Consider the following 21,399-nt stretch of genomic DNA (forward strand, 5'->3'; position numbering starts at 1 on the left):
AGAATGATCCCCGTCCGCGGATTCGAGGACAAGACCGTCGCGGTGTTCGGCCTGGGCCGGACCGGACTGACGGCCGCGCGCGCCTTGATCGCGGGTGGGGCGAAGGTCGCCCTGTGGGACGAGAAGCCCGCCAGCCGCGAAGCCGCGGCCGCCGAGGGCTTCCCCGTCGTCGACCTGGAAGCCGCCGACTGGACCCAGTTCGCGGCCTTGATGCTGTCGCCGGGCGTACCGCTGACCCATCCCAAGCCGCACTGGACCGTCGAGAAGGCCAAGGCCGCCGGCGTCGAGATCCTCGGCGACGTCGAGCTGTTCGCCCGCACGGTCAACGCCGCGCCGATCCACAAGCGCCCGAAGATCATCGCCATCACCGGCACCAACGGCAAGTCGACCACGACCGCCCTGATCGGCCATCTCTGCGCCTCGGCCGGCCGTGACACGCGGATCGGCGGCAATATCGGCCTGGGCGTCCTGGGCCTGGAGGACATGCACGGCGGCGCGGTCTATGTGCTGGAGCTGTCGTCGTACCAGCTGGACCTGACCTCCAGCCTGCATCCCGACGCGGTGGTGCTGCTGAACATCTCGCCCGATCACCTGGATCGGCACGGGGGCATGGACGGCTATATCGCCGCCAAGCGCCGGATCTTCCTGAACCAGGGCAAGGGCGACACGGCGATCATCGGGGTCGACGACCCCTGGTGCCAGCAGATCTGCACCGAGATCACCGCCGCCAACCGCCGGACCATCTGGCCGATCAGCGCCGGCAAGGCCATGGGCCGGGGCGTCTACGCCCTGCAGGGCGTGCTCTACGACGCGACCGGCGAGCGGGTCGTGGAGGTCGCCGACCTGCTGCGCGCCCGCAGCCTGCCGGGCCGCCACAACTGGCAGAACGCCGCCGCGGCCTACGCCGCCGCGCGCGCCATCGGCATTCCGGCCGCCGACGCGGTCGAGGGCCTGATGACCTTCCCGGGCCTGGCCCACCGGATGGAGACCGTCGGCAAGCTGGGCAAGGTCCGCTTCGTCAACGACAGCAAGGCCACCAACGCCGACGCCGCCCGCCAGGCGATGTCGTCCTATCCGAAATTCTACTGGATCGCCGGCGGCGTCGCCAAGGCCGGCGGCATCGAGGACCTGAAGGACCTCTTCCCGCGCATCGCCAAGGCCTATCTGATCGGCGAGGCGGCCCAGCCGTTCTCGTGGACCCTGGCCGGCAAGGCCGAGGTGGCGATGAGCGGCACGCTGGAGAAGGCCGTGCAGCAGGCCTATGCCGACGCGGCCGCCAGCGGCGAGGACGCCATCGTCCTGCTCTCGCCCGCCTGCGCCTCGTTCGACCAGTTCGCCGACTTCGAGGCGCGCGGCGAAGCGTTCCGCGCGGCGGTCAACGGGCTGGCGATGAGCGGCGGCAAGGCGGCGGTGGCCTAGGGCGAGGGCCGACTTCGGCTTGCCACCCACCGCCGACACTCAGAACGTCTGTTCCTGACGCGGGCGAAGGACAACCGAGCGGGGCTCGAACCGGTCAAAGGCTCCGCGCCCTCGCTTCATCCCCCCAAGAAGAAGGCGCTGGTCTTTCGACCAGCGCCAGTTTGCCTTGGAGAAGATCCGAGGAGGTTAGAACGTGTAGGACGCGCCCAGGAAGAACTGGCGGCCGGTGGTGCTGAACACCCGCTGCGAGCGGCGCTGCTTGCCGCTCCACTGGTCGGCTTCCTGATTGGTGATGTTCAGGGCGTCGAAGGTCAGTTTCAGGTGGTCGGTCAGCTTGTACGAGGCCGAGGCGTCGATGTTGGTCGTCGCGTAGCTGCCGTTGGCGTCCGGCACTTCCGACTTGAAGGGCAGGGCGGTCAGGTACTCGTCGCGATAGGCCACCGACACCCGGGCCGAGAGCTTGGCGTCCTCGTAGTACAGGGTGGCGTTCACCGAGTGCGGCGAGACGTTCAGGAACTGGTCGTGGATCTGGGTGGCCGGCGTCGTGGCCGTCCCGCTCGACAGGTAGTAGAGCACCGAGCTGTCGACATAGGTGTAGTTCAGCATCGTGCCGGTGTTCTTGAGCAACCCGGGCAGGAATTTGAACGGCTGCTGGTAGTTGATTTCGAGGCCGCGGATATAGCCGCCCTGGGTATTGCGCGAGCGGGTCACCAGGTACGGGGTCGAGGCGTCCTGGCCGGCGGGCAACAGGGCCAGCGGCAGGCCGGTATTGCCGTAGGCCTCGGTCGTGGCGATGGTCTGGATCGAGCTGGCGATCTCCTTGTCGAAGACCGTGGCGCTGAGGATCGCGCCCTCGCTAGGGTACCATTCCAGGCTGAAGTCGTAGTTCTTGGCGCGGTACGGATCCAGGAACGGGTTGCCGATCGAGGCCGACTGGGCGCCGAAGGTGGTGTTGACCGAGCCGCCCGGCGTCAGGTTGCCGAAGCTGGGACGGGCCATGACCTTGGCGGCGGCGAAGCGCGCGACCAGGTTCGGCATGACGTCCAGGGCCACGTTCAGCGACGGCAGCCAGTCATGGTACTTGTTGTTGACCGTGATCTGCGAGGTCAGCGAGGTGTAGCCGGTGGCGTCGAGGTCGGTCTTGACGTAGCGCACGCCGACGTTGCCGCGCAGGCGGCGGCCGTTCAGCACGTCGGCGTCGAAGTCGGCCTGCAGGAAGGCGGCGGTGTCCTTCTCCTCGACCTGGCGGTTGTTCCCCAGGGCCGAATTGATGGCCAGGGTGAAGTCGCCGTACTTGTTCGAGCAGTTGCAGAGCAGGCCCAGCTTGTCGATGTAGGCGGCGACGTCCGGCACCACCCAGCTGGTCACCGAATTGGCCGGCAGGTTCAGCTGCTTGCCAAAGCCGGTGATCGTCTCGCTCAGCGGGGCCGAGCCGGGGAAGTCGGCGGCGAACTGGGCGAAGTTGAACGGGATCGTCCCCGTCGCCGTCACGCCGGTCGGGCCGTTGTTGCCGTACAGGCGCTGGACCTGCTTGGTCTGGAAGTCGAACGACTTCAGCGACACCCCGCCCTTGACGGTGAAGACGTCGGTCAGGCGGTACTTGGCGCTGGCCTCGGCCGTGGCCAGGGTGTTGAATACCGCCGCCTTGACCACACGGATGTCGGGGGTCAGGCCCGTGCCGGCGTTGGTGAAGGTGACGTTGTTGGCGTTGGCGACGTCGTAGCCGTAGTTGATGAACGGCCGGCGGGCGTCCTCGCGAGCGTCCCAGACATAGCCGGGCTTGTTGAAGCCGTCATAGGACATCAGCACGTCCCAGGGCTGCTTGAAGTCCGATCCCGAGTGGCCGACCTTGGCGTTGACGCTGAACCGATCATTGAAGCGGTGGTCGAGGGTCAGGCCGATCTGGTGGGTCTTGGTGGTGGTCTGGCTCTTTTCCTCGATGTGCTTGATGTCGACATTGTTGATCTTCATGTAGTCGACCTGGCCGGTCGGCGGCACATGCACGTCCATGATCTGGGCGTCGACCCGCCCGGCGAACAGCGGGAAGGCCGCGCTGGCGCCGTTGACGTTGCGGTTCAGCGACGCGTTCGACAGGGCGTAGTCGGTGCGGTCCTGGTCGAACTGCGAATAGACGAGGTCCAGGGTCACGTCGGTCTTGTCGGTCGGCCGCCATTGCAGGCCGCCGGTCATGCCCAGGCGCTTCTGATCCAGCTGGAAGCGGCCCAGGCCCGGATTGCGCGGCAGGAAGACGTTCGGCTGGTTGATCGCCGCATAGGCGGTCGGATCCGACGGCAGGCCCGAGAAGCACTGGCCGGCCGGGCGGTTGCCCGACCCCGACAACGGGTTCACGTACGGGATGGCGGTGTTGACCACCTGGCTGCCCGGCTGCGACGCGATGTCGACCGCCGTGCCGCAGAAGCCGTTGTTGGCGTCCGAATAGTCCGACTGCGAGGTGTCGCTGTAGCCTTCCTCCTGCTGCTTGCGCTCGTTGTAGGCCAGCGAGAACAGGGCCCCGAAATTACCCCAGGTGTCGCTGATCAGGCCGGCGAAGCGCGGGGCCTTGGACTTGTTGTTGTCGTAATAGGCGCCCTGCAGCGAGGCGGCGGCGCGGAAGCCCTTCTTGTCGAACGGCCGGCCGGTCTGCAGGTCGACCGTGGCGGCCAGCGAGCCCTCGTCCATCTCGGCCGACTGCGACTTGCTGACGGTGACGCTGTTGAACAGCTCCGAGGCGAAGGTCGAGAAGTCGAAGCCGCGCGAGCGGTTGATGCCGGCGACCACGCCCAGGGTCGAGCCGGTGGTGGCCGAATAGGCCTCGATGCCGTTCAGGGTGGTGCGGACGAAGTCGCCGCCCAGGCCGCGCACGGTGATGTTGCGGCCTTCGCCGCCGTCGCGGGTGATCGAGACGCCCGGGATGCGCTGGATCGACTCGGCCAGGTTCGCGTCCGGGAAGCTGGCCATGTCGTCGGCCTTGATCACGTCGACGATGTTGTTCGAGATGCGCTTGGTGTTGATGGCGCTGGTCAGGCTGGCCCGGAAGCCGGTGACCACCACCTCCTCGACCGCCGTGTCGTCCGGCTTGGCCGGAGCGGCCGTCTGGGCCCCTGTCTGGGCCGACGCCGCGACGGCGGTCAGTAGCGACGCGCCCAGCGAAAGCGCCAGCACCGAGCATCCCGTACGCAGGACGCCGTTGTTCTTGGACCGTGAGCCCATGGTTCCTCTCCCTGTTCAGCCACGCGTGCCCGCGGCCGTGTTGATCGTCTGGGGCCGTCTTTGCGACGGCTCTCCGTTGGGAGGGCGGGTCTGTGGTAGGCTTGGAAACGAGGGTGGTTCGAACAGTCCGCTATTCTCATATAGTGAGATTGTATCCCAACTTGTAGGCTACAATACGCTTCGCCCGCGGTTTCGCCAGCCCCAATCACCGTTCCGGGCCGCCTTATTGCGGATATGCAACATTGGATCCCGCATGCTGGGACCGGATCGACCGAGGGTAGGGCAAGCCGCCCGCTAGCGGCGCGCGAGGCCCTCCGGCGGCGGCGAGGCCAGTTCGGCCAGCCGCTTGCGGCTCGGATAGGGCGGGCGCGGCGGCGGCCAGGTGCGGGCCGGCAGCTTGCGCGCGGGACGCGGTTCGGGACCGTTGAAGTCCATGAACGTGACGTCCAGCTCCTTCAGCACCCGTTCGGTCGCCCGCTCGGCGCCGGCCAGCGCCTCGGCGTCGTCCTCGCCGAGATAGTCGCGGCGAAACCGCATCGCCCGCCGCTTGAACAGGCTGGGCACGTTCTCGGGTTTCAGCAGCATGGCCAGGGCCAGCAGGTAGACGCTGCGGAACATCAGCTCGGTCTCGTGCTCGACCGCCGCCCGTGTCGGTCGCCAATCGACGAAGCCGCTCATCAGCAGCCGCGCGCGTTCGGCGTCGTGGCCATCGCCGTGAGCCGCAGGCTCGGCCGTCGGCGGCTCCGGCGCGGTCAGCCGCGCCAGCCGATCGGCCAGGGTGGTCAGCCGCAGGGCCTCGTGGTCGCGCCCCTGATGGATCGCCGCCGCCAGCCGCGCCATCGCCGCGTCGCGCAGATCGGACGGATCGGTCGACAGCGGGGCGGCGTTGAACGCCTCCACCGACTCGTCGTCGATCAGCCAGATCTCGCCGGGCAGGGGCGTTGGCTGCCGGAAGCGCGCCGCCGTCTCCGCTTCGGTCTGGGCGTCGGCGTGGGCGCGCGCGACGGCGTCGCCGTGGGCCTTCTTGGTCCAGCCGTCCTTGCCGGCGCGATTATAGATGCTGCGCGTCGAGACCTTCCATTTGGCGGACAGCTCGGCGGCGGTCGCGCCGTTCTTGTACTCGGCGGCGATGTCGGCCCATGAGGCTTCCGAGAGTCGGAACCAGGTCGGGCGGGCGTCAGGGTGTGATTTGCTCATGGCCGCTAGTGTGCGGCCGCCGGGAAGGGCGGGGATAAGTCGCCGTCTAAAATCGACAACCTATTGAAAAGGTTAGACCTCGTATCGCGAACGCCGAGCGTTCAGACTAGCGACGACCCAGAATCTCGGCATCGTCGCCTCGGTTCTCGGCCGCGCCGGCGCGGCGGGTCTCTAGGAGTCGCGCGCTCGCCATATCAGCCCCGCAGCCTCACGGCCGCGCGCCGTGATCCATTCCTGAGCACCACCGGGGTGGCCGCCCGGGCTATATCCCCACCGTCAACCTTGATCGACGCCGACTCCGCCCCTTCAACTTGAAGGAACGCCGGCGTGGGCGTCAGCACCCGCGCCGCGCTGACCAGCACGTCCTGACTGTCGATGAAGCGCAGCGCCGACTCGGCGCCGGGGTCCGCCTGAACGCTCAGCCCATTAATCGCCGCGTCCGTCACACGGTCGAAGATGACGGCAGGGCGCTGGTCCGGCGTGCTGAATTGGAAGCGGACGTTCTGCAGGCTCAGCCCGCGCACGCCGCGAGCATAGAGCCCATATGCCGGGATGGACCCGAGCATGAAATACTCGCCGGCGATCCGCGGCAGATCGCGCCGCGCGGCTTCCTCCATCGTGCCGCCGCCCCCGAAGGTCAGGTGCACGTTATCGAGCGAGATGTTCTCCATCACCGCATCGCCCACGCAGTTGAGCACGATCGCCGAGTGCAGCTCACCGGGGAACGGGGTGCTCGCAACCTTGGCTTCGGGCAGCTCCCGGGCAGTGGTCGTCACCGTCCCGTGGATGTTGCTGAACGAGAAATTGCGCAGCACCGGGGGCGCGTCGGTGAGCGGAAGGCCGTTGGCCGGATCGATTCCCGCCGGCGCGCGCGGCGGCGCGGCGGGGTCGACGCGCCGCGCCGGCCGCGGTCCCACCCCGATGTGGATGGGGCCGGTGACATCGTCGAGGACAAGGTTGGAGAAGGAGAAGTTCTCGTATCGGGAGCCGGGATTGCCCTGCAGCTTGATCGGGCACCCGTAGACTTGCCGCAGCACGCAGTTGGAAACCGCGATGTTCTCCGCGTGCCCGCCGCCAAATCGGAACACCGACCAGCGGGTGCTGAAGACGCAGTTGGTGACGGTGATGAACTTGCAACTGCCGAACATCGCGCAAGCGTCGTCTTGGGCGAGCACCACGCTGTTGCTCAGCGTCACGTACTCCGCGCTGATAAAGTGGAAGCCGTCGTTGTTACTGTTCACCCGGTTGTGGATGTAGATCCCGTCCAGGTGGATCCGGCGGCTCTGGATGATGCGGACGCTGTGGAAGGCGCAGTCGAGCAGGTCGATGTCGCGGACCCTGACGTTTTCGCAGCGGTGGAACAGCAGGTGGTACGGCCGCTTCGGCCCGCCGATGCCGCTGGGCGGCGTGGCGCCGCGCACGGGCGAGTGGAACAGGTGGCCCTGGCCGTCGATCGCGCCCGGCCCCTCGACGGAGACGTTCCGGGCGCCGACGGCAAACAGCAGCGCCCAGTTGCCGTCGATCAAGGTGCTGTCGCCGGTGAGCGGAATCGCATCCACGGCGTGATATTGCCGCCCGTCGCCGCTGCCCAGCAGGGTCGCGCCCGCCGCCAGCCGCAGCGTGACATTGCTCTTGAGCTCCACCGTCCCGATCTGGAAGACCCCGGCGGGGGCCAGCACGACGCCTCCGCCGTCCGCCGCACAGGCGTCGACGGCGGCCTGCAGCGCGGCGGTGTCGAGCGCCTTGCCGTCCCCCTTCGCGCCGAAGTCGCGGACATTGTAGACACGGGCCCCAAGGTCGGGCGGCGGCCCCTCGATCCTGCCGGGCTTGGCCGGCTCTGCGCGCGCAACTCCCGAAGCAGCTGCAAAAGCGGCCACGGCGGCTGGGGCGGTGAACGTCGCTAGCCATTCCCGTCTGGTAGTCATGAGCGCCCTTGGTGGGTTACTGGCAGGTTGATCATCATCCCATCGCCGTTCAGCATGACGTGCGCGCACTTGGGATCGAGGCTGCGGTTGCTGATGTCGCGACCCTCGCCGCGGTCCCGCTGGATTTGGACGCCTGTCACCCGCCGCAGCGACTCCGCGATGGTCTGGTCGGGGAAGGCGCCCATGTCCTCGGCCGAAATGGCGTCGACCACGGAATCAGCGGCGCGCTTGTTGTCGATGGCGTTGTGCAGGCTCTGGCGGATGCCGGTCGCGGGCGTCGTAGCCGTTGTCCGCGCGCGTATTGGGCCCGCCGCCAGCATTGCGACAGCCATGGCTGCGACACTTGCCATCGCGACGAGCGAGCGCCGCCGCCATCCGCGCCTCAGCATCTCCACCCTCAATTTTGCGACGCCGCCCTGACGACGAAGTCTCGTTGAGGGGGATAATTTTATATATGCAATGTCATGTCAAGGGTGACGCATTCATATGCGCGTCCAGCCCACAGCAGGTGGCGCTCGGCTTGAGCGCCGCGCCGGGCCCGCTGCCGCCCCAGAGGGCAAGTCCGCGGGTCTCTCTAGACGTCGTGTACGCGATACGTTTCACATAACAAATTATTGGTCACTTATAAAATGTCGGCAGATCGGGCGAGGGAATTCAGAGGTTCGCGATCAGCCCACAAAAACGCCCCCGCCAGCTTCCGCTGACGAGGGCGCCAAAACTCTGGCTGGCTAGCTCAGCCGCCCGATCAATCCTCGTCCATCTTCAGCGCGGCGATGAAGGCTTCCTGCGGGATCTCGACCTTGCCGAATTGGCGCATGCGCTTCTTGCCGGCCTTTTGCTTGTCCAGCAGCTTGCGCTTGCGGCTGGCGTCGCCGCCGTAGCACTTCGCCGTGACGTCCTTTCGCAGGGCGCGGACGGTTTCGCGGGCGATGATCCGGCCGCCGATGGCCGCCTGGATCGGGATGACGAACATGTGCTGCGGGATCAGGTCCTTCATCTTCTCGCACATGCCGCGGCCGCGGCTCTCGGCGCGGTCGCGGTGGACCAGCATCGAGAGGGCGTCGACGGGCTCGCTGTTGACCAGGATCGACATCTTGACCAGGTCGCCGGGGCGGTAGTCCTCGACCTGGTAGTCGAAGCTGGCATAGCCCTTCGAGATCGACTTCAGGCGGTCGTAGAAGTCGAAGACCACCTCGTTCAGCGGCAGGTCGTAGACGACCATGGCGCGGCTGCCGACATAGCTGAGCTCGCGCTGCATGCCGCGACGGTCCTGGCACAGCTTGATCACGCCGCCCAGATAGTCGTCGGGGGTGAAGATGGTGGCCTTGATCCAGGGCTCGCTGATGCTCTCGATCTGCATCGGGTCGGGCAGGTCGGCGGGGTTGTGGAGTTCCCGCTCCGTGCCGTCGCGCATGTGGATCTTGTAGACGACCGAGGGGGCGGTCGCGATCAGGTCGAGGTCGAACTCGCGGCTGAGGCGCTCCTGGATGATCTCCAGGTGCAGCAGGCCCAGGAAGCCGCAGCGGAAGCCGAAGCCGAGGGCGGCGCTGCTTTCCATCTCGTAGGTGAAGCTGCCGTCGTTCAGGCGCAGGCGGCCGACGGCGGCGCGCAGGTCCTCGAAGTCGGCGGCGTCGACCGGGAACAGGCCGCAGAACACGACCGGCTGGACTTCCTTGAAGCCCGGCAGGGCCTGGGCGGTCTGCTTCTTCTCGTCGGTGATGGTGTCGCCGACGGCGGCGTCGGCCACTTCCTTGATCGAGGCGGTGAAGAAGCCGACCTCGCCGGGACCCAGTTCCGCGACGTCGGTGGCCTTGGGCGTGAACACGCCGACCTTGTCGATGCGGTGGGTGGCGCCGGTCTGCATCATGCGGACCTGCTGGCCGGCCTTCAGCGTCCCGTCGAAGATGCGCACCAGCACGACGACGCCGAGATAGGCGTCGTACCAGGCGTCGACCAGCAGGGCCTTCAGCGGCGCGTCGCGGTCGCCCTTGGGGGCGGGCAGGCGGGTGACGATGGCTTCCAGCACGTCGTGGATGCCCAGGCCGGACTTGGCGCTGGCCAGCACGGCGTCGCTGGCGTCCAGGCCGATCAGGTCCTCGATCTGGGCGCGGACGCGCTCGGGCTCGGCGGCGGGCAGGTCGATCTTGTTGAGGACCGGGACGATCTCGTGGTTGTTGTCGATGGCCGAATAGACGTTGGCCAGGGTCTGGGCTTCCACGCCTTGCGAGGCGTCGACGACCAGGATCGAGCCTTCGCAGGCGGCCAGGCTGCGCGAGACTTCATAGGCGAAGTCGACGTGCCCTGGGGTGTCCATCAGGTTCAGGACATAGGTCTCGCCGTCGTCGGCCTTGTAGTTCAGGCGCACGGTCTGCGCCTTGATGGTGATGCCGCGCTCTTTCTCGATATCCATGTTGTCGAGCACCTGGGCGCTCATTTCGCGCGCGGTCAGGCCGCCCGTCTCCTGGATCAGGCGGTCAGAGAGCGTGCTCTTCCCATGGTCGATATGCGCGACGATTGAAAAGTTGCGGATCTTGTCGAGAGGCGTCGAAGTCATGGGCGTGCGCATATCACATTTGGCCCGCTTCGCGAGAGGCGTTGCTCATCGGGGATGCGGCGACGCGTCGCGCATGCTTAACCGGTCGTTAAGTTTGGAGCCGCAAACCGGTCTCAATGGCTTGCAACAGTGTTGCACTCAATTCGATCGGGAGGCCCTCGCATGGACCGTCGCAAGCTGATCCTTTCGGGAGCCGCCGCCAGCCTGGGCGCCGTGGCCACCGAGGCCCTGGCCCGCCAGCGGATCACGTCTGAACAGCTACCGCCGGCGCAGCCGATCACGGATCAGAACGCGCCGCCGCCGCCGCCATCGGCCGCCGCGCAGGACCCGTATGCGACCCAGCCGCCGCCGCCGTCGCCGACCCCGGGTTCGAATGGCTCGACCCCGGCCTACGACACCGGCCGCGCCCAGACCTATTCCGCCGACGAGATGATCCGCGCCACCTCCGACTTCCTGGGCGTGACGGCCGAGAGCGCCGGCGCGGCGATCGAGAAGGTGTTCAAGGACAAGGGCCAGCCCACCGCCTACATCGCCGGCGAGGAGGGCTCGGGCGCCTTCGTGGCCGGCCTGCGCTACGGCCGCGGCCTGCTCTACATGAAGGGCAGACCGACGCTGGAGGTGTACTGGCAAGGGCCGTCGGTGGGCTGGGACTGGGGCGGCAACGCCAGCCGCGTCTTCACCCTCTGCTATAATCTGCAGTATCCCGACGCCGTCTTCCGCCGCTTCCCCGGCGTCGAGGGCAGCGCCTATCTGATCGGCGGCCTGGGCGTGAACTACCAGAAGGCCGACGAGATCACCCTGGCCCCGATCCGAGCCGGCGTCGGCCTGCGCCTCGGCGCTAACGTCGGCTACCTGGGCTACAGCCGCAAGCGCCGCTGGATGCCGCTCTAGCCCCCGTATTCGATCGTGTAGCGGAAGCTGCTGGTCTGGCCGGCGGCGAGGGGGATGCGCCAGGCGATCTGGCCTTGGCGAATGTCGTGCTTGCGCGGTTCGGCGACGACCTTGAAGGTCGGCAGGTTCGGATCCTGCCGCAGCTCGACGGTCACCGGGATGGTCTTGGCATTCGACAGGTCGACCTCGTAGGTCCGCCGCACGCGGCTCTTCGACAGCCGCTTCTCCTCGACCAAGCGCGGGCGGGCCAGCACGTCCATGGCCTGGCCGATGACCAGGTCGACCGGCTCGCCGACGGCGACGTCGCGCACCGCCTGCTCGCCGGCGAAGGTCGGGCGGCCGTCCACCGTCTCCATGGCCGACAGAGAGCCCGAGGGCAGGGGCTTGCCCAGGCCATTGGCGGTCTTGTTCTCCAGTCGCAGGGTCACCTCGGGCGCGCGGAAGGCGTTCTCCCCGTCCTCATCGCCATCGTCCCAGGCGTTGATCCCGACCACGTACAGCCGCTGGAAGGCGACGTTCTTCTGGTCGAGGAAGGCGACCTGCTTGGTCTGGCGGGCATTCAGGGTGACCGGTTCGGGCAGGGTGTAGAGCTTGTAGTCGCCCAGGTTCGACTGTTCGGCCAGCTTGGCGCGCTGGGCGGTGACGGCGATCTCCTCGACGCCGCCCCGAGCCTCGGCCATCGGCGCGGCCATCATCACGGCCGGTGGCGGCGGCGGTGGCGGGGCAGGCGGTGGCGGACCCTTGCCAAAATGCGTGGTGTCCATCGGCCAGCAGGCGCGGTTGATGGACCGGGCGCGGCCCTTGTCGACGCTGACATACTGCCGCGACAGCTTGCCGGCGACGGCCTGGGTCTTGGCGTCGGCGAACTGGCTGCCGCCGCTGTTGACTAGGGTCAGCCAGCCGGTCAGGTCCAGGTGCTGGCCGTCCGGATGGATGTTGGCGACGTAGTCGGCCTGCCAATTCACGCCTAGGGCCAAGTACGAGACGGTCAGTCTCGCTCGCGTGGGCGAAGGGACATCGACGATGGTCGACAGGCTGGGCTTGTCGGTCAGGCCGTCGGGGACGCGATCCAGCACCAGGCGCTCGGGGCCGCCGGAACAGCCCAGGGCTTCGACGCCGTCGGCGGTTCGGACCATCAGGCCGGTCGGGCCCTGGATCAGGGTGGCGTCGACCGTCTGCTGGCGACCGCTCTTGCGGTTGGTGCGCACGACCTTGATCGGCTGGCCCAGCGCGCGCTCGACCAGGGTCCCCGGGCTGAGCAGGGCGTAGTCGTAGTTGCGCTCGACCGCCTTGCCCGGCAGGCCTTCGACCGCGGCGCTCTGTGGGATCAGGCCCTCGGCGACGCCGTCGAAGCGGATCGTGTGGCGGCCGGCCGGCAGGTCGACCGTGCGGGTCTCGGTGACCAGGATCAGGCCCTTCTCGGCCGCCTGGGCGCGCTGCCAGTCGTCCAGCGCCTGGAACGGGCCGTCGCCGTCGCGGTAGAGGGTGACGGCGACCTTTTCCGGGGCGGAGGAGGGGATGGTGGCGGCAGCAGCGACGGAACAGATCACGCTCATCCCCGCGAAAGCGGGGACCCATGCGACGGCGAGTCTCGAACGACGTGCGCCATTCAAGCTCGGCTTGGGTCCCCGCTTTCGCGGGGATGAGCGGAAAAACCCAGTCACCACCCCGTCTCGACCGTGAAGGTCAGCACCGCCTCGCCGTTGGCCGGCACGGGCACGGACCAGCCCAGGGTGCGGGCGTCGATGCGACGGCTCTTGAGGCTCTCGGCCTTGACCTCGCCGTCGCGCCACAGGCCGCCCTGGCGCAGCTCCACGGTCACCGGCTGGTCCTTGGCGTTGCGCAGCAGATAGCGCATCTCGTAGCGCGAGCGGGTCCTGGAGACCTTCGTCTCGGCCACCAGGGTCGCCTGGCTCGAGACGTCGAAGGCCTCGCCGGTCTTGATCGACAGCTCCGAGCCGGCCGGGGTGTGGCCGATGGCGTTCTCGCCGACGAACTTGGGATCGCCGGCCGCGTCGCGCATATAGACCCGCATGGTCCCGGCCGGCAGCTGGCTGCCCAGGCCGGCCAGCTTGCCGCTGTTGAACTGGATGGCGACCACGGCCTTGACGGGCTCGGCGTCGCTGGAGAACCAGCCTTCGCGGACTTCGTAGACCTTCTTGGCGCTAACGCCCTGGGCCGACAGGAAGCCGACCTGCTTGTTCTGGTTGGACGCGATCGTGGTCCGCTCGGGCAGGGGATAGACGTAGTAGTCCGCGACCCGCTCGCCGGTCCCGCTCTCGGTCCCGGCGCTGACCATGCCGCTGGAGGGCCGGCGTGGCGGGCGGTAGCCATTGTTCTGGTTCAGCTGGTTGACGTCGCCGGCCACCAGCTGGGTCTTGGCGTTCTCGAACGGCGTGCCGGACGTGTTGGAGAGGGTGATCCAGCCCTGCAGGTCCAGGGCGTTCTTGGCCTCGTCGAACAGGGCGACATAGTCGGCCTTCCAAGACAGGCCAGAGGTCAGGTAGCTCAGCTTGGCCTGGCGCGGGCCCGCGCTGGCGGCGTCGACGCTGACCGACAGGGTCGGGCGCGCGCGGAGAGTCTCGGGCACCTTGTCGAAGATCACCCGCGTGGGAACACCGTCGTCGCGCAGCACCTCGATGCGGTCGCCGATCTTCAACACCACGCCCTCGTTGGCGGCCAGGACAGTTGCGACCTCGGTGGTCTCCTTGCCGTCGCCCGGATTGGTGCGGACGATCCGGACCTGCTGGCCGACCGCCTTCTCCATCAGCTTGTCGGGGGTCAGCAGGTCGTAGTCGAAGTTCTGCTCCAGGATGGTCACGCCGGGCGCCGACAGGCTGACCGTCTCGGGACGGATGGCGGCCGAGACGTCCTTGAACTCCAGCCGCTGGCGGCCGGCCTTCAGATCCAGCGGGCGCGCGTCCTCAACGAGCGCCAGGTCGGAATTGTAGATGGTGACCGAGACTTCGCGCTCCTGGGCGAGCGCCCCGTCGAGAGGGATCAGCAACAGGCCGGCCGTGGCCAGCAGCGCGCGACGATTCATCGACGTCCTCCCGTGTATTTACAGAAGTAAGCTACACGGGATTGGGGCGGAGTCGAGGCGGTTGAGCTTGGGTTAGCGGTACAACTTCACATCTCTTACCCACCGTCATTCCCGCCCTCGTGGCGGGAACCCCTCTGTCGGTCGCAGGTGCAGGAGGGGCGAACCGCTGGCGGTTCGCTTGCGTCACGTGTCAGCTGAACCAGGGGTTCCCGCCACTTGGCTTGCCCTCGGGCCGGCGAAGCCGGTCCCGGGGGGCGGGAATGACGGTTGAATATTGGAATGGCGAAGTGGCCGGGCCTTAGCCGCCCCACACCTGCTTCAGCTTGGCGTCCCGGCCGCAGCCGGTGCGGTAGAGGTTATAGTCCAGCGCGTGCCGCTTGGCGTAGTCGCGGTGGTATTCCTCGGCGGCATAGAAGGTCTTCAGGTCCAGGATCTGGGCCTTCATCGTGCCGGTCTTCAGGCGCTTGGCGGCCTCGGCGCGGGACTTCTCGGCGATCGGGCGCTGGGCGGGGGTGACGAAGACGGCGGGGCGGTAGGACGGGCCGCGGTCGCAGAACTGGCCGCCGTCGTCGGTGGGATCGACCAGCTTCCAATAGCGGTACAGCAGGAAGCCGTAGTCCAGCTTGGCCGGGTCGTAGGTGACGCGCACCGACTCGTAGTGGCCGCTCTGTTCGCTGGTGACATCGCGATAGGTTGGGTTCTTGACGTGGCCGCCGGTGTAGCCGCTCTCCACCTTGAGGACGCCCGGCACGCCCTGCATGTCATGCTCCATGCACCAGAAGCAGCCGCCCGCGAACACGGCGGTCTCGGTCTTTGACGGGGCGGCGGTCGCGGCGCTGACCCCGAACAGGGCGAAGGCGGCGGCGAGGAGGATCAGCAAGCGGCGCATCGAGGTCTTTCCAGCAGAGGGCTCGAACTCAGATACGCACGAAAGCGCGTGAAGGTTACGCCCGCCAGCCGAAACCAACGCCGCGCACCGACGGACAGGCCGCCAGGCGCGAGGCCAGCACCTCGGCCCGGGCGTCGCCCTGGTCGTCGATCTCGAGCCTAATGGCCAGGTGCTGGCCCTCGGGAGCGGCGGACAGGGCGCGCAGGCGGGTCTGCTGCACCGACGCCACGCCCAGCACCCGCATCAGGGCGTCGGGGGTGTCGTCGGCGGTCACGAGGAAGAGACGGCGCTTCTCGTCTTCCGGTTTGAGCTCGAGGCTCACGGGCGCACCCATTGATGCTCTACCGACGCCGAGCTGACGCCCGGCCAGGCGGCGAGGTCACGAGCCAGCAGGCGGGCGGCCTGATCGCCCAGGTGACGGACGCGCAAGCTGGCTTCGACGATCTGGCCGACCGGCTTCAGGGTGAGGCCGCACAGTTCGGCGCCGCTGTCGGCCAGGCCCTGGCGGACGGCGTCCAGCGCGCTGGGCGCGTCCTGGGCGGCCAGCAGCAGCTGGTGGACGGTGACGCCGTCGGCGTCGCTATGGAAGGCGGGTGGAGAGGGCAGGTAGCTCATCGGGGTTGGTCCTTGCATGAGAGACTGGGAGGACCGAGGAACCGCGCAACAAAAAACCCCGCTCGTGGGAGCGGGGCTTTTGGAGATCTTGCGATCCTTCGGCTTTGGTTTTGGTAGGTTTCCTACCGCTGCTTGCGCCGATTTTGCCCCGTCCGAATGGGAACGGTTTTAATCTGGTTGTTAATCATGTTCCACATCGACACGGCGCACGACATCGCGGCCACGGCGGCGAGGCCGGTGGTCACAAAGGCGGCGAAGGCGAAGGTCGATTGCATGTGGAAACGATGAATCCCGTGGGCGCTCATTACAGGTAGCGTGACGGCGGGCCTTGCGCAAGGTCTTGCCTGCGCGGTGGGCGATCGGTCGCGGGGGCGGCGAGTTTTGCCTCGCGCAAGGCGCGGCGCCTGGAAACTCAGCACTTGCCCCCGCCTGACCTCGCTCCGCGAGGCCCTCCTCTCCCGGAGGAGGAAGTCGCCGACTACCCGCGCAGTTTCCCGCCCGCCTTCTCGGCCGCCGCGACGACCTTGGCCGACAGGGCCTCGATCTCGGCGTCGGTCAGGGTGGTTTCGCGGGGCTGGACGACCACCTCGATCGCGATCGACTTGAAGCCGTCCGGCACGCCGGCGCCCTCATAGACGTCGAACACGCGCGCGGCCGTGATCAGCGCCTTGTCGGCGCCGGCGGCGGCCTTCACGAGATCGCCAGCGGCCTTGGTCTTCTCGACCAGGAAGGCGAAGTCGCGGGTCAGCGGCATCAGGGACGAGGGCGAGAAGGCCGGCTTGGTCTTGACCGACTTCTTCTTCGGCTCGGGGATCGCCTCCAGGGTGATCTCGAAGCCGTAGATCGGGCCGGCCACGTCCAGGGCCTTCAACACGGCCGGGTGGATCTCGCCGAACTCGGCCATCACCGCCTTGGGGCCCAGCTGCAGGCGCGCCGAACGGCCCGGATGCCACCAGGCCGAGGCCGAGCCTTGGGCCGTCTGCAGCGAGGTGACGGGTGCGCCCAGCTCCTCCAGCAGGGCCATCAGGTCGGCCTTGACCGTGAAGACGTCGCCCTGCGCCGCCTTGTCCCAGCCGCGCGGGGCCTTGGGGACCAGGATAGCCGAGACCACGGTGCGCTGGTCGTTCGGGCGGTCGCCGTGGAAGGTCGGGCCAACCTCGAACAGAGCCGCGTCGGGGAAGCCCTGGCGCGCGTTGCGCCCGGCCGCCTCGATCAGGTTGGGCAGCAGCGACGGGCGCATGCAGTCCAGTTCCGAGGCGATTGGATTGGCCAGCATCAGCTCGGCCTGGCCGCCGCCGAACAGGGCCGCGATCTTGCCGCTGGTGAAGCTGAACGTCACCGCCTCCGCATAGCCGGCGGCCGCGAGCGCGCGACGGGCGACGCGGGCCCGAGCCTGCTTGGCGGTCAGCACGCCGCCAACGGCGCGGGGGACCTCGGGCAAGGGCGTCGAGGGCAGGGCGCCATAGCCGGCGATGCGAGCGACTTCTTCCACCAGGTCGGCCTTGCCTTCCACGTCGCGGCGGAAGGTCGGCGGGGTCACGCAGACGGCGGCCTCGGCGTGGGTCGCGAACTGGGTCGGCGAGACGTCCTTGGGCGCGTCCAGCTTGAAGCCGAGATCCGTCAGGATCTTCAACGACCGCTCGGGTTCGATCTCCAGGCCCGAAAGCTGGCCGACATAGGCCGGGTCGAACAGGATCGGACCCGGCGCGGCCGGGGCCTCACCCGCGATCACGATCTCGGACGGCTCGCCGCCGCACAGCTCCAGGATCAGCTTGGTGGCCAGCTCGATACCTGGGACCAGCGAGTGGGTGTCGACCGTGCGGGCGAAGCGGTACTGGGCGTCGCTGGCGATGCCGGTGGCGCGGCCGGTCTGGGCCGTGCGGATCGGGTCGAACCAGGCGCTCTCGACGAAGACGTCGGTGGTCTCGTCCGAACAGCCGGTGCTCTCACCGCCCATCACGCCGCCCAGGCCGATCGGGCGTTCACCGCTGGCGTCGGCGATCACCGACATCTCGGGCGTCAGCTCGTAGGTCTTGCCGTCCAGGGCGATCAGGTGCTCGTCGCCATTCAGGCCGTGGCGGCCCAAGCGCGTCGAGATCTCGGTCCCGACCAGCTTGTGGGCGTCGTAGACGTGCAGCGGACGGGCGCGGTCGTACGAGATCAGGTTGGTGATATCCACCAGGGCGCTGATGGGCCTCAGGCCGATGGCGGTCAGGCGGTCGGCCAGCCATTTGGGCGACGGGCCGTTCTTGACGCCGCGGATGTATCGACCCGCGAACGCCGGGCAGGCGTCGCCATCGACCTTGACCGTGATCGGCGAGGCGTAGGTCCCGGGGATCGAGGCGATCGACAGGTCCTTCAGCTTGCCGACGCCGGCGGCGGCCAGGTCGCGGGCGATACCGGCGACACCCAGCCAGTCGGGGCGGTTTGGGGTGACCTCGAAGTCGATCACGGCTTCCAGGCCCAGGGCGTCGACGGCCGAGGTCCCCACCGGCAGGGCGTCGGGCAGCTCCATGATGCCGTCGCTCTCGCTGGCGTATTCCAGCTCGGCGGCCGAGCACAGCATGCCGTTCGAGACGACGCCGCGCACCGGCTTCTCGACCAGGGTCACGTCCAGGCCGGGCACATAGGCGCCGATCGGGGCGTAGATCGTGGTCAGGCCGGGACGGGCGTTCGGCGCGCCGCAGACGATCTCCTTGCGGCCGTCGACGGTGTCGACCTGGCAGACCTGCAGGCGGTCGGCGTTCGGGTGGCGCGCGGCCTCGACGATCTTGCAGACCGTGAACGGAGCCAGCTTGGTCGCCGGGTCGATGACGTGCTCGACCTCGAGCCCAGCCATGGTCATGGCCGCGACGATCTCGGGGACGGTGGCGGTGGTCTCAAGGTGGTCCTTGAGCCAGGACAGGGTGAATTTCATTTCGCGATTTCCAGGCTCAGGATCTGCTGCAGGAAGGCCTCGGGGCCCGTGAAGCCCACGCCGTGGAAGACGCAGTTGATGAACGCGCAGTCCTGAACGGGGATCGTCCCGATGACTTTTCGCGGGCCGGCGGGACGCAGGACGAGATTGCGAATGTCGCCGTCCGTCAGGCCGAAGTCCGTGCCGTCGAACTTGACGCCGGGCAGGACCGTCATCACCGCCGGACCTTCGATCTGGCAGCCGATGAACGTGCGGCCGTTCAAGGCCATGTCGCCGCCATTCCAGAGGCTGGCGCGATAAAGGTCGAACAGCGAGATGTCGAGGTTCTCGAAGGTCTTGGCCATCGGATCGGTCGGGATGCGGCCGGGGCGACCGCCGGGTTGGAAACTCTGCTGGGTCATCCGGGTCAGTCCACGATGAACAGTTTCGCGCCGACCGAGGTCGACGAACGGTGGGCGGGGTCGCCGAAGTCGGAGACGTGATAGCTCATGCCCGCCGTCAGGGTGGTCGTGCGGCCATCCTTCAGTTCGCTGGTCAGTTCGCCTTCCAGCACGAAGATCACGTGGCCGCGGTCGCACCAGTGATCGGCCAGATAGCCTGGCGAATAGTCCACGCGGCGAAGACGCATGTCGCCGACATTGAGCGTGCGCCACTCGGCCTGGCCGGCTTCACCGGGGTGGATCGTCGGCGCGATGGCGTCCCAGTCGACGGCCGTGAAGGCGCTGGCGGGCAGCTGCATCAGCTGAGACCCGAGGCCGGGTTCGGCGCGGCGAACGCGCTGAAGCCGTAGTGGGCCAGCCAGCGGCTGTCCGACGACCACATGTCGCGCAGGTCCGGCATGCCGTACTTCAGCATGCCCAGGCGATCGACGCCCATGCCGAACGCGAAGCCCTGGTACTCGTCCGGATCGATACCGCAGGCGCGCAGCACGTTCGGATGGACCATGCCGCAGCCCAGGATCTCGAGCCAGCTCGTGCCCTGGCCGATCTTGATCTCGCCGCCCGAGCGGTCGCACTGCACGTCCATCTCGGCCGACGGCTCGGTGAACGGGAAGTGGTGCGGACGGAACTGGGTGGTGACCGCGTCGGTCTCGAAGAACCGGGCCAGGAAAGTCTCCAGGGTCCATTTCAGGTGGCCCATGTGGATGCCCTTGTCGATCACCAGGCCCTCGACCTGGTGGAACACCGGCGTGTGGGTGGCGTCGTTGTCCACGCGATAGGTGCGGCCGGGGGCGATGATGCGGATCGGCGGCTTCTGCGAGACCATGGTCCGCACCTGCACCGGGCTCGTATGCGTACGCAGCAGCATGCGTTCGCCGGTCGACCCATCTTCTTGCTGGCGAGCGTTGAAGAAGAAGGTGTCGTGCATCTCGCGGGCCGGGTGCTTCTCGGGGAAGTTCAGGGCCGTGAAATTGTGGAAGTCGTCCTCGATGTCCGGACCCTCGGCCACGGCGAAGCCCATCTCGGCGAAGATGGCGATCATCTCGTCCATGGTCTGCATGGTCGGGTGGACGCTGCCCTTGCGGCGGTAAGGCGCGGGCAGGGACAGGTCCAGGGTCTCGCTGGCCAGGCGCGCGTCGAGCTCGGCGGCTTCCAGAGCGGCCTTCTTCGCGGCGATGGCGTCTTGCACCTTGTCGCGGAGCGCGTTGATCGCCGCGCCGCGGTCCTTGCGCTCCTCGGGGCTCATCGCGCCGAGGGTCTTGAGCAGGCCCGAGATCGAGCCGGTCTTGCCGACGGCGGCCACGCGGACGGCGTCGAGCGCCTGGAGGTCCGTCGCGCCGGCCACCTGGGCCAGGACGTCGGATTCGAGAGTGTTGAGATCGGTCATGACGGGCATCCGTCTAGGCGGTTAAACTTCCATTGTCATCCCGGACGGCCTGAAAGGCCGATCCGGGACCGCCGGAAATGCAGGCGCTTGCCGTGGTCCCGGTTCGGCGCGCTACGCGCTTAACCGGGATGACAGCCTTTCGGACAGCAAAAAGCCCTCCGGTTCGCACCGGAGGGCTTTTCAGGATCGATTGAACTCCGAGGAGCTCAGATATCCTTAAGCGGCCAGGGCGGCGCGGACCTTGTCAGCGATAGCCTTGAACGCAGCCGGGTCGTTGCCCGCGATGTCTGCGAGGACCTTACGGTCGATCACCACACCCGCCACGTCCAGGCCGTGGATAAACTGCGAGTAGGTGAAGCCTTCGATGCGGGCGCCGGCGTTGATGCGCTGGATCCACAGCGAACGGAAGGCGCGCTTGCGCACCTTGCGGTCGCGATAGGCGTATTGACCGGCCTTGTCGACGGCGGCCTTGGCCGTGCGGATGGTGTTCTTGCGGCGGCCGTAGAAGCCCTTCGCCTGTTCAAGAACCTTCTTGTGCTTAGCGTGGGCGGTGACGCCACGTTTAACGCGAGCCATGTGTCAGCGCTCCTCTTAAAGGCCGTAGGGCAGGTACGAACGGATGGTCTTGGCGTCAGCCTCGCTCATCACCTTCGTTCCGCGATTTTGGCGGATGTACTTGCCGTTGTGGCCGATCAGACGGTGGCGCTTGCCGGCGACGCCGGCTTTCAGCTTACCCGTGGCCGTGATCTTGAAGCGCTTTTTCGCGCCCGACTTGGTCTTCAACTTAGGCATTTCGCGTCGGAGCTTTCGCCCCGTCCTCTGGGATAGCAAGACGAACCGCCATGGCATGCCAATGGGCCAGGCGGTTCCGGAAAGGCGGGGTTAGTAGGCGAAAGACTCGTCCAAGGCAAG

19 protein-coding genes and 1 pseudogene are annotated in these 21,399 nt (G+C 67.7%); 3 read left to right on the forward strand and 17 right to left on the reverse strand.

From position 1 onward, the window contains the following. Positions 1-3 precede the first annotated feature (3 nt). Positions 4-1,419: a UDP-N-acetylmuramoyl-L-alanine--D-glutamate ligase gene (murD, locus tag ABIC66_RS14320; protein ID WP_354070960.1), complete on the forward strand. Its 1,416-nt coding sequence runs from the start codon at positions 4-6 to the stop codon at positions 1,417-1,419. Between the two features lie 186 nt (positions 1,420-1,605). Here the strand turns inward: murD and ABIC66_RS14325 are convergent, their stop codons facing one another. The 5 genes from ABIC66_RS14325 to lepA all read right to left on the reverse strand — a co-directional run bounded on the left by ABIC66_RS14325 (position 1,606) and on the right by lepA (position 10,305). After that, positions 1,606-4,629: a TonB-dependent receptor gene (locus ABIC66_RS14325; RefSeq protein WP_354070961.1), complete on the reverse strand. Its 3,024-nt coding sequence runs from the start codon at positions 4,627-4,629 to the stop codon at positions 1,606-1,608. A 294-nt stretch (positions 4,630-4,923) separates the two neighbouring features. Beyond that, positions 4,924-5,826: a hypothetical protein gene (locus ABIC66_RS14330; RefSeq protein ID WP_354070962.1), complete on the reverse strand. Its 903-nt coding sequence runs from the start codon at positions 5,824-5,826 to the stop codon at positions 4,924-4,926. A 194-nt stretch (positions 5,827-6,020) separates the two neighbouring features. Then, complete coding sequence (locus ABIC66_RS14335) at positions 6,021-7,751, reverse strand: glycoside hydrolase family 28 protein (protein ID WP_354070963.1); 1,731 nt, start codon at positions 7,749-7,751, stop codon at positions 6,021-6,023. Next, positions 7,748-8,083 (reverse strand): TonB-dependent receptor plug domain-containing protein, encoded by a 336-nt coding sequence (locus ABIC66_RS14340; RefSeq protein WP_354070964.1) that lies wholly within the window; start codon positions 8,081-8,083, stop codon positions 7,748-7,750. The genes ABIC66_RS14335 and ABIC66_RS14340 overlap by 4 nt, the downstream gene beginning before the upstream one ends. A 413-nt stretch (positions 8,084-8,496) precedes the next feature. Then, positions 8,497-10,305, reverse strand: a complete 1,809-nt coding sequence (gene lepA, locus ABIC66_RS14345; protein WP_354070965.1) for a translation elongation factor 4 — start codon at positions 10,303-10,305, stop codon at positions 8,497-8,499. Positions 10,306-10,467: 162 nt separating this feature from the next. Here lepA and ABIC66_RS14350 point away from each other — a divergent pair, with 162 nt between their 5' ends. Beyond that, entirely contained in the window at positions 10,468-11,196 is a 729-nt protein-coding gene (locus tag ABIC66_RS14350) for a DUF1134 domain-containing protein (protein ID WP_354070966.1), read from the forward strand. Here the strand turns inward: ABIC66_RS14350 and ABIC66_RS14355 are convergent. Both ABIC66_RS14355 and ABIC66_RS14360 read right to left on the reverse strand, forming a co-directional pair. Then, entirely contained in the window at positions 11,193-12,746 is a 1,554-nt protein-coding gene (locus ABIC66_RS14355; RefSeq protein ID WP_354070967.1) for a DUF4139 domain-containing protein, read from the reverse strand. The two genes, ABIC66_RS14350 and ABIC66_RS14355, sit on opposite strands and share 4 nt — an antisense overlap. A gap of 110 nt (positions 12,747-12,856) precedes the next feature. Then, positions 12,857-14,239 carry a DUF4139 domain-containing protein gene (locus ABIC66_RS14360; protein WP_354070968.1) on the reverse strand — a complete coding sequence of 461 codons (1,383 nt, stop codon included), beginning with the start codon at positions 14,237-14,239 and terminating at the stop codon, positions 12,857-12,859. 90 nt (positions 14,240-14,329) lie between these two features. On the opposite strand from ABIC66_RS14360, the pseudogene ABIC66_RS24235 reads away from it, so the two are divergent. Further along, positions 14,330-14,456: pseudogene (locus ABIC66_RS24235) on the forward strand (hypothetical protein); the annotation flags it as partial. A gap of 81 nt (positions 14,457-14,537) precedes the next feature. Here the strand turns inward: ABIC66_RS24235 and msrA are convergent. The 10 genes from msrA to rpmI form a co-directional block, all read right to left on the reverse strand. Continuing rightward, the gene (msrA, locus tag ABIC66_RS14365) at positions 14,538-15,128 is read right to left on the reverse strand and encodes a peptide-methionine (S)-S-oxide reductase MsrA (RefSeq protein ID WP_354070969.1); all 591 of its coding nucleotides are present in this window, start codon (positions 15,126-15,128) and stop codon (positions 14,538-14,540) included. A 55-nt stretch (positions 15,129-15,183) separates the two neighbouring features. After that, positions 15,184-15,462 carry a hypothetical protein gene (locus tag ABIC66_RS14370; RefSeq protein ID WP_354070970.1) on the reverse strand — a complete coding sequence of 93 codons (279 nt, stop codon included), beginning with the start codon at positions 15,460-15,462 and terminating at the stop codon, positions 15,184-15,186. Next, complete coding sequence (locus ABIC66_RS14375; protein ID WP_354070971.1) at positions 15,447-15,743, reverse strand: hypothetical protein; 297 nt, start codon at positions 15,741-15,743, stop codon at positions 15,447-15,449. The genes ABIC66_RS14370 and ABIC66_RS14375 overlap by 16 nt, the downstream gene beginning before the upstream one ends. Before the next feature lie 122 nt (positions 15,744-15,865). Beyond that, entirely contained in the window at positions 15,866-16,018 is a 153-nt protein-coding gene (locus ABIC66_RS14380; protein ID WP_223393716.1) for a hypothetical protein, read from the reverse strand. Positions 16,019-16,221: 203 nt separating this feature from the next. Further along, positions 16,222-18,660, reverse strand: coding sequence for a phenylalanine--tRNA ligase subunit beta (pheT, locus tag ABIC66_RS14385; RefSeq protein WP_354070972.1), 2,439 nt, complete (start codon positions 18,658-18,660; stop codon positions 16,222-16,224). Continuing rightward, complete coding sequence (locus tag ABIC66_RS14390; protein ID WP_354070973.1) at positions 18,657-19,061, reverse strand: hypothetical protein; 405 nt, start codon at positions 19,059-19,061, stop codon at positions 18,657-18,659. Before ABIC66_RS14390 ends, pheT begins: the two co-directional genes overlap by 4 nt. Positions 19,062-19,066: 5 nt before the next feature. Further along, a complete protein-coding gene (locus ABIC66_RS14395; RefSeq protein WP_354070974.1) occupies positions 19,067-19,399 on the reverse strand; it encodes a DHCW motif cupin fold protein in 333 nt (110 codons plus the stop codon). Beyond that, positions 19,399-20,487: a phenylalanine--tRNA ligase subunit alpha gene (pheS, locus tag ABIC66_RS14400; protein ID WP_354070975.1), complete on the reverse strand. Its 1,089-nt coding sequence runs from the start codon at positions 20,485-20,487 to the stop codon at positions 19,399-19,401. Before pheS ends, ABIC66_RS14395 begins: the two co-directional genes overlap by 1 nt. 216 nt (positions 20,488-20,703) lie before the next feature. Beyond that, positions 20,704-21,063: a 50S ribosomal protein L20 gene (rplT, locus tag ABIC66_RS14405; RefSeq protein WP_047407297.1), complete on the reverse strand. Its 360-nt coding sequence runs from the start codon at positions 21,061-21,063 to the stop codon at positions 20,704-20,706. Positions 21,064-21,078: 15 nt separating this feature from the next. Next, positions 21,079-21,279 carry a 50S ribosomal protein L35 gene (gene rpmI / locus ABIC66_RS14410; protein WP_018061454.1) on the reverse strand — a complete coding sequence of 67 codons (201 nt, stop codon included), beginning with the start codon at positions 21,277-21,279 and terminating at the stop codon, positions 21,079-21,081. Between the last annotated feature and the right edge of the window lie 120 nt (positions 21,280-21,399).

It is taken from the genome of Caulobacter sp. 1776, from assembly GCF_040545685.1.
In the GTDB taxonomy this organism is placed as follows: Bacteria; Pseudomonadota; Alphaproteobacteria; order Caulobacterales; family Caulobacteraceae; genus Caulobacter.

Bases quoted from the DNA above. Each gene is read 5' to 3' on its own strand.
- ABIC66_RS14380 (WP_223393716.1), bottom strand. From the start codon at position 16,018: ATGCAATCGACCTTCGCCTTCGCCGCCTTTGTGACCACCGGCCTCGCC.
- pheS (WP_354070975.1), bottom strand. From the start codon at position 20,487: ATGACCGATCTCAACACTCTCGAATCCGACGTCCTGGCCCAGGTGGCC.
- ABIC66_RS14335 (WP_354070963.1), bottom strand. From the start codon at position 7,751: ATGACTACCAGACGGGAATGGCTAGCGACGTTCACCGCCCCAGCCGCC.
- ABIC66_RS14390 (WP_354070973.1), bottom strand. From the start codon at position 19,061: ATGACCCAGCAGAGTTTCCAACCCGGCGGTCGCCCCGGCCGCATCCCG.
- lepA (WP_354070965.1), bottom strand. From the start codon at position 10,305: ATGACTTCGACGCCTCTCGACAAGATCCGCAACTTTTCAATCGTCGCG.
- ABIC66_RS14330 (WP_354070962.1), bottom strand. From the start codon at position 5,826: ATGAGCAAATCACACCCTGACGCCCGCCCGACCTGGTTCCGACTCTCG.
- msrA (WP_354070969.1), bottom strand. From the start codon at position 15,128: ATGCGCCGCTTGCTGATCCTCCTCGCCGCCGCCTTCGCCCTGTTCGGG.
- murD (WP_354070960.1), top strand. From the start codon at position 4: ATGATCCCCGTCCGCGGATTCGAGGACAAGACCGTCGCGGTGTTCGGC.
- ABIC66_RS14395 (WP_354070974.1), bottom strand. From the start codon at position 19,399: ATGCAGCTGCCCGCCAGCGCCTTCACGGCCGTCGACTGGGACGCCATC.
- ABIC66_RS14340 (WP_354070964.1), bottom strand. From the start codon at position 8,083: ATGGCTGTCGCAATGCTGGCGGCGGGCCCAATACGCGCGCGGACAACG.
- rplT (WP_047407297.1), bottom strand. From the start codon at position 21,063: ATGGCTCGCGTTAAACGTGGCGTCACCGCCCACGCTAAGCACAAGAAG.
- ABIC66_RS14325 (WP_354070961.1), bottom strand. From the start codon at position 4,629: ATGGGCTCACGGTCCAAGAACAACGGCGTCCTGCGTACGGGATGCTCG.
- rpmI (WP_018061454.1), bottom strand. From the start codon at position 21,279: ATGCCTAAGTTGAAGACCAAGTCGGGCGCGAAAAAGCGCTTCAAGATC.
- ABIC66_RS14370 (WP_354070970.1), bottom strand. From the start codon at position 15,462: ATGGGTGCGCCCGTGAGCCTCGAGCTCAAACCGGAAGACGAGAAGCGC.
- pheT (WP_354070972.1), bottom strand. From the start codon at position 18,660: ATGAAATTCACCCTGTCCTGGCTCAAGGACCACCTTGAGACCACCGCC.
- ABIC66_RS14360 (WP_354070968.1), bottom strand. From the start codon at position 14,239: ATGAATCGTCGCGCGCTGCTGGCCACGGCCGGCCTGTTGCTGATCCCT.
- ABIC66_RS14350 (WP_354070966.1), top strand. From the start codon at position 10,468: ATGGACCGTCGCAAGCTGATCCTTTCGGGAGCCGCCGCCAGCCTGGGC.
- ABIC66_RS14375 (WP_354070971.1), bottom strand. From the start codon at position 15,743: ATGAGCTACCTGCCCTCTCCACCCGCCTTCCATAGCGACGCCGACGGC.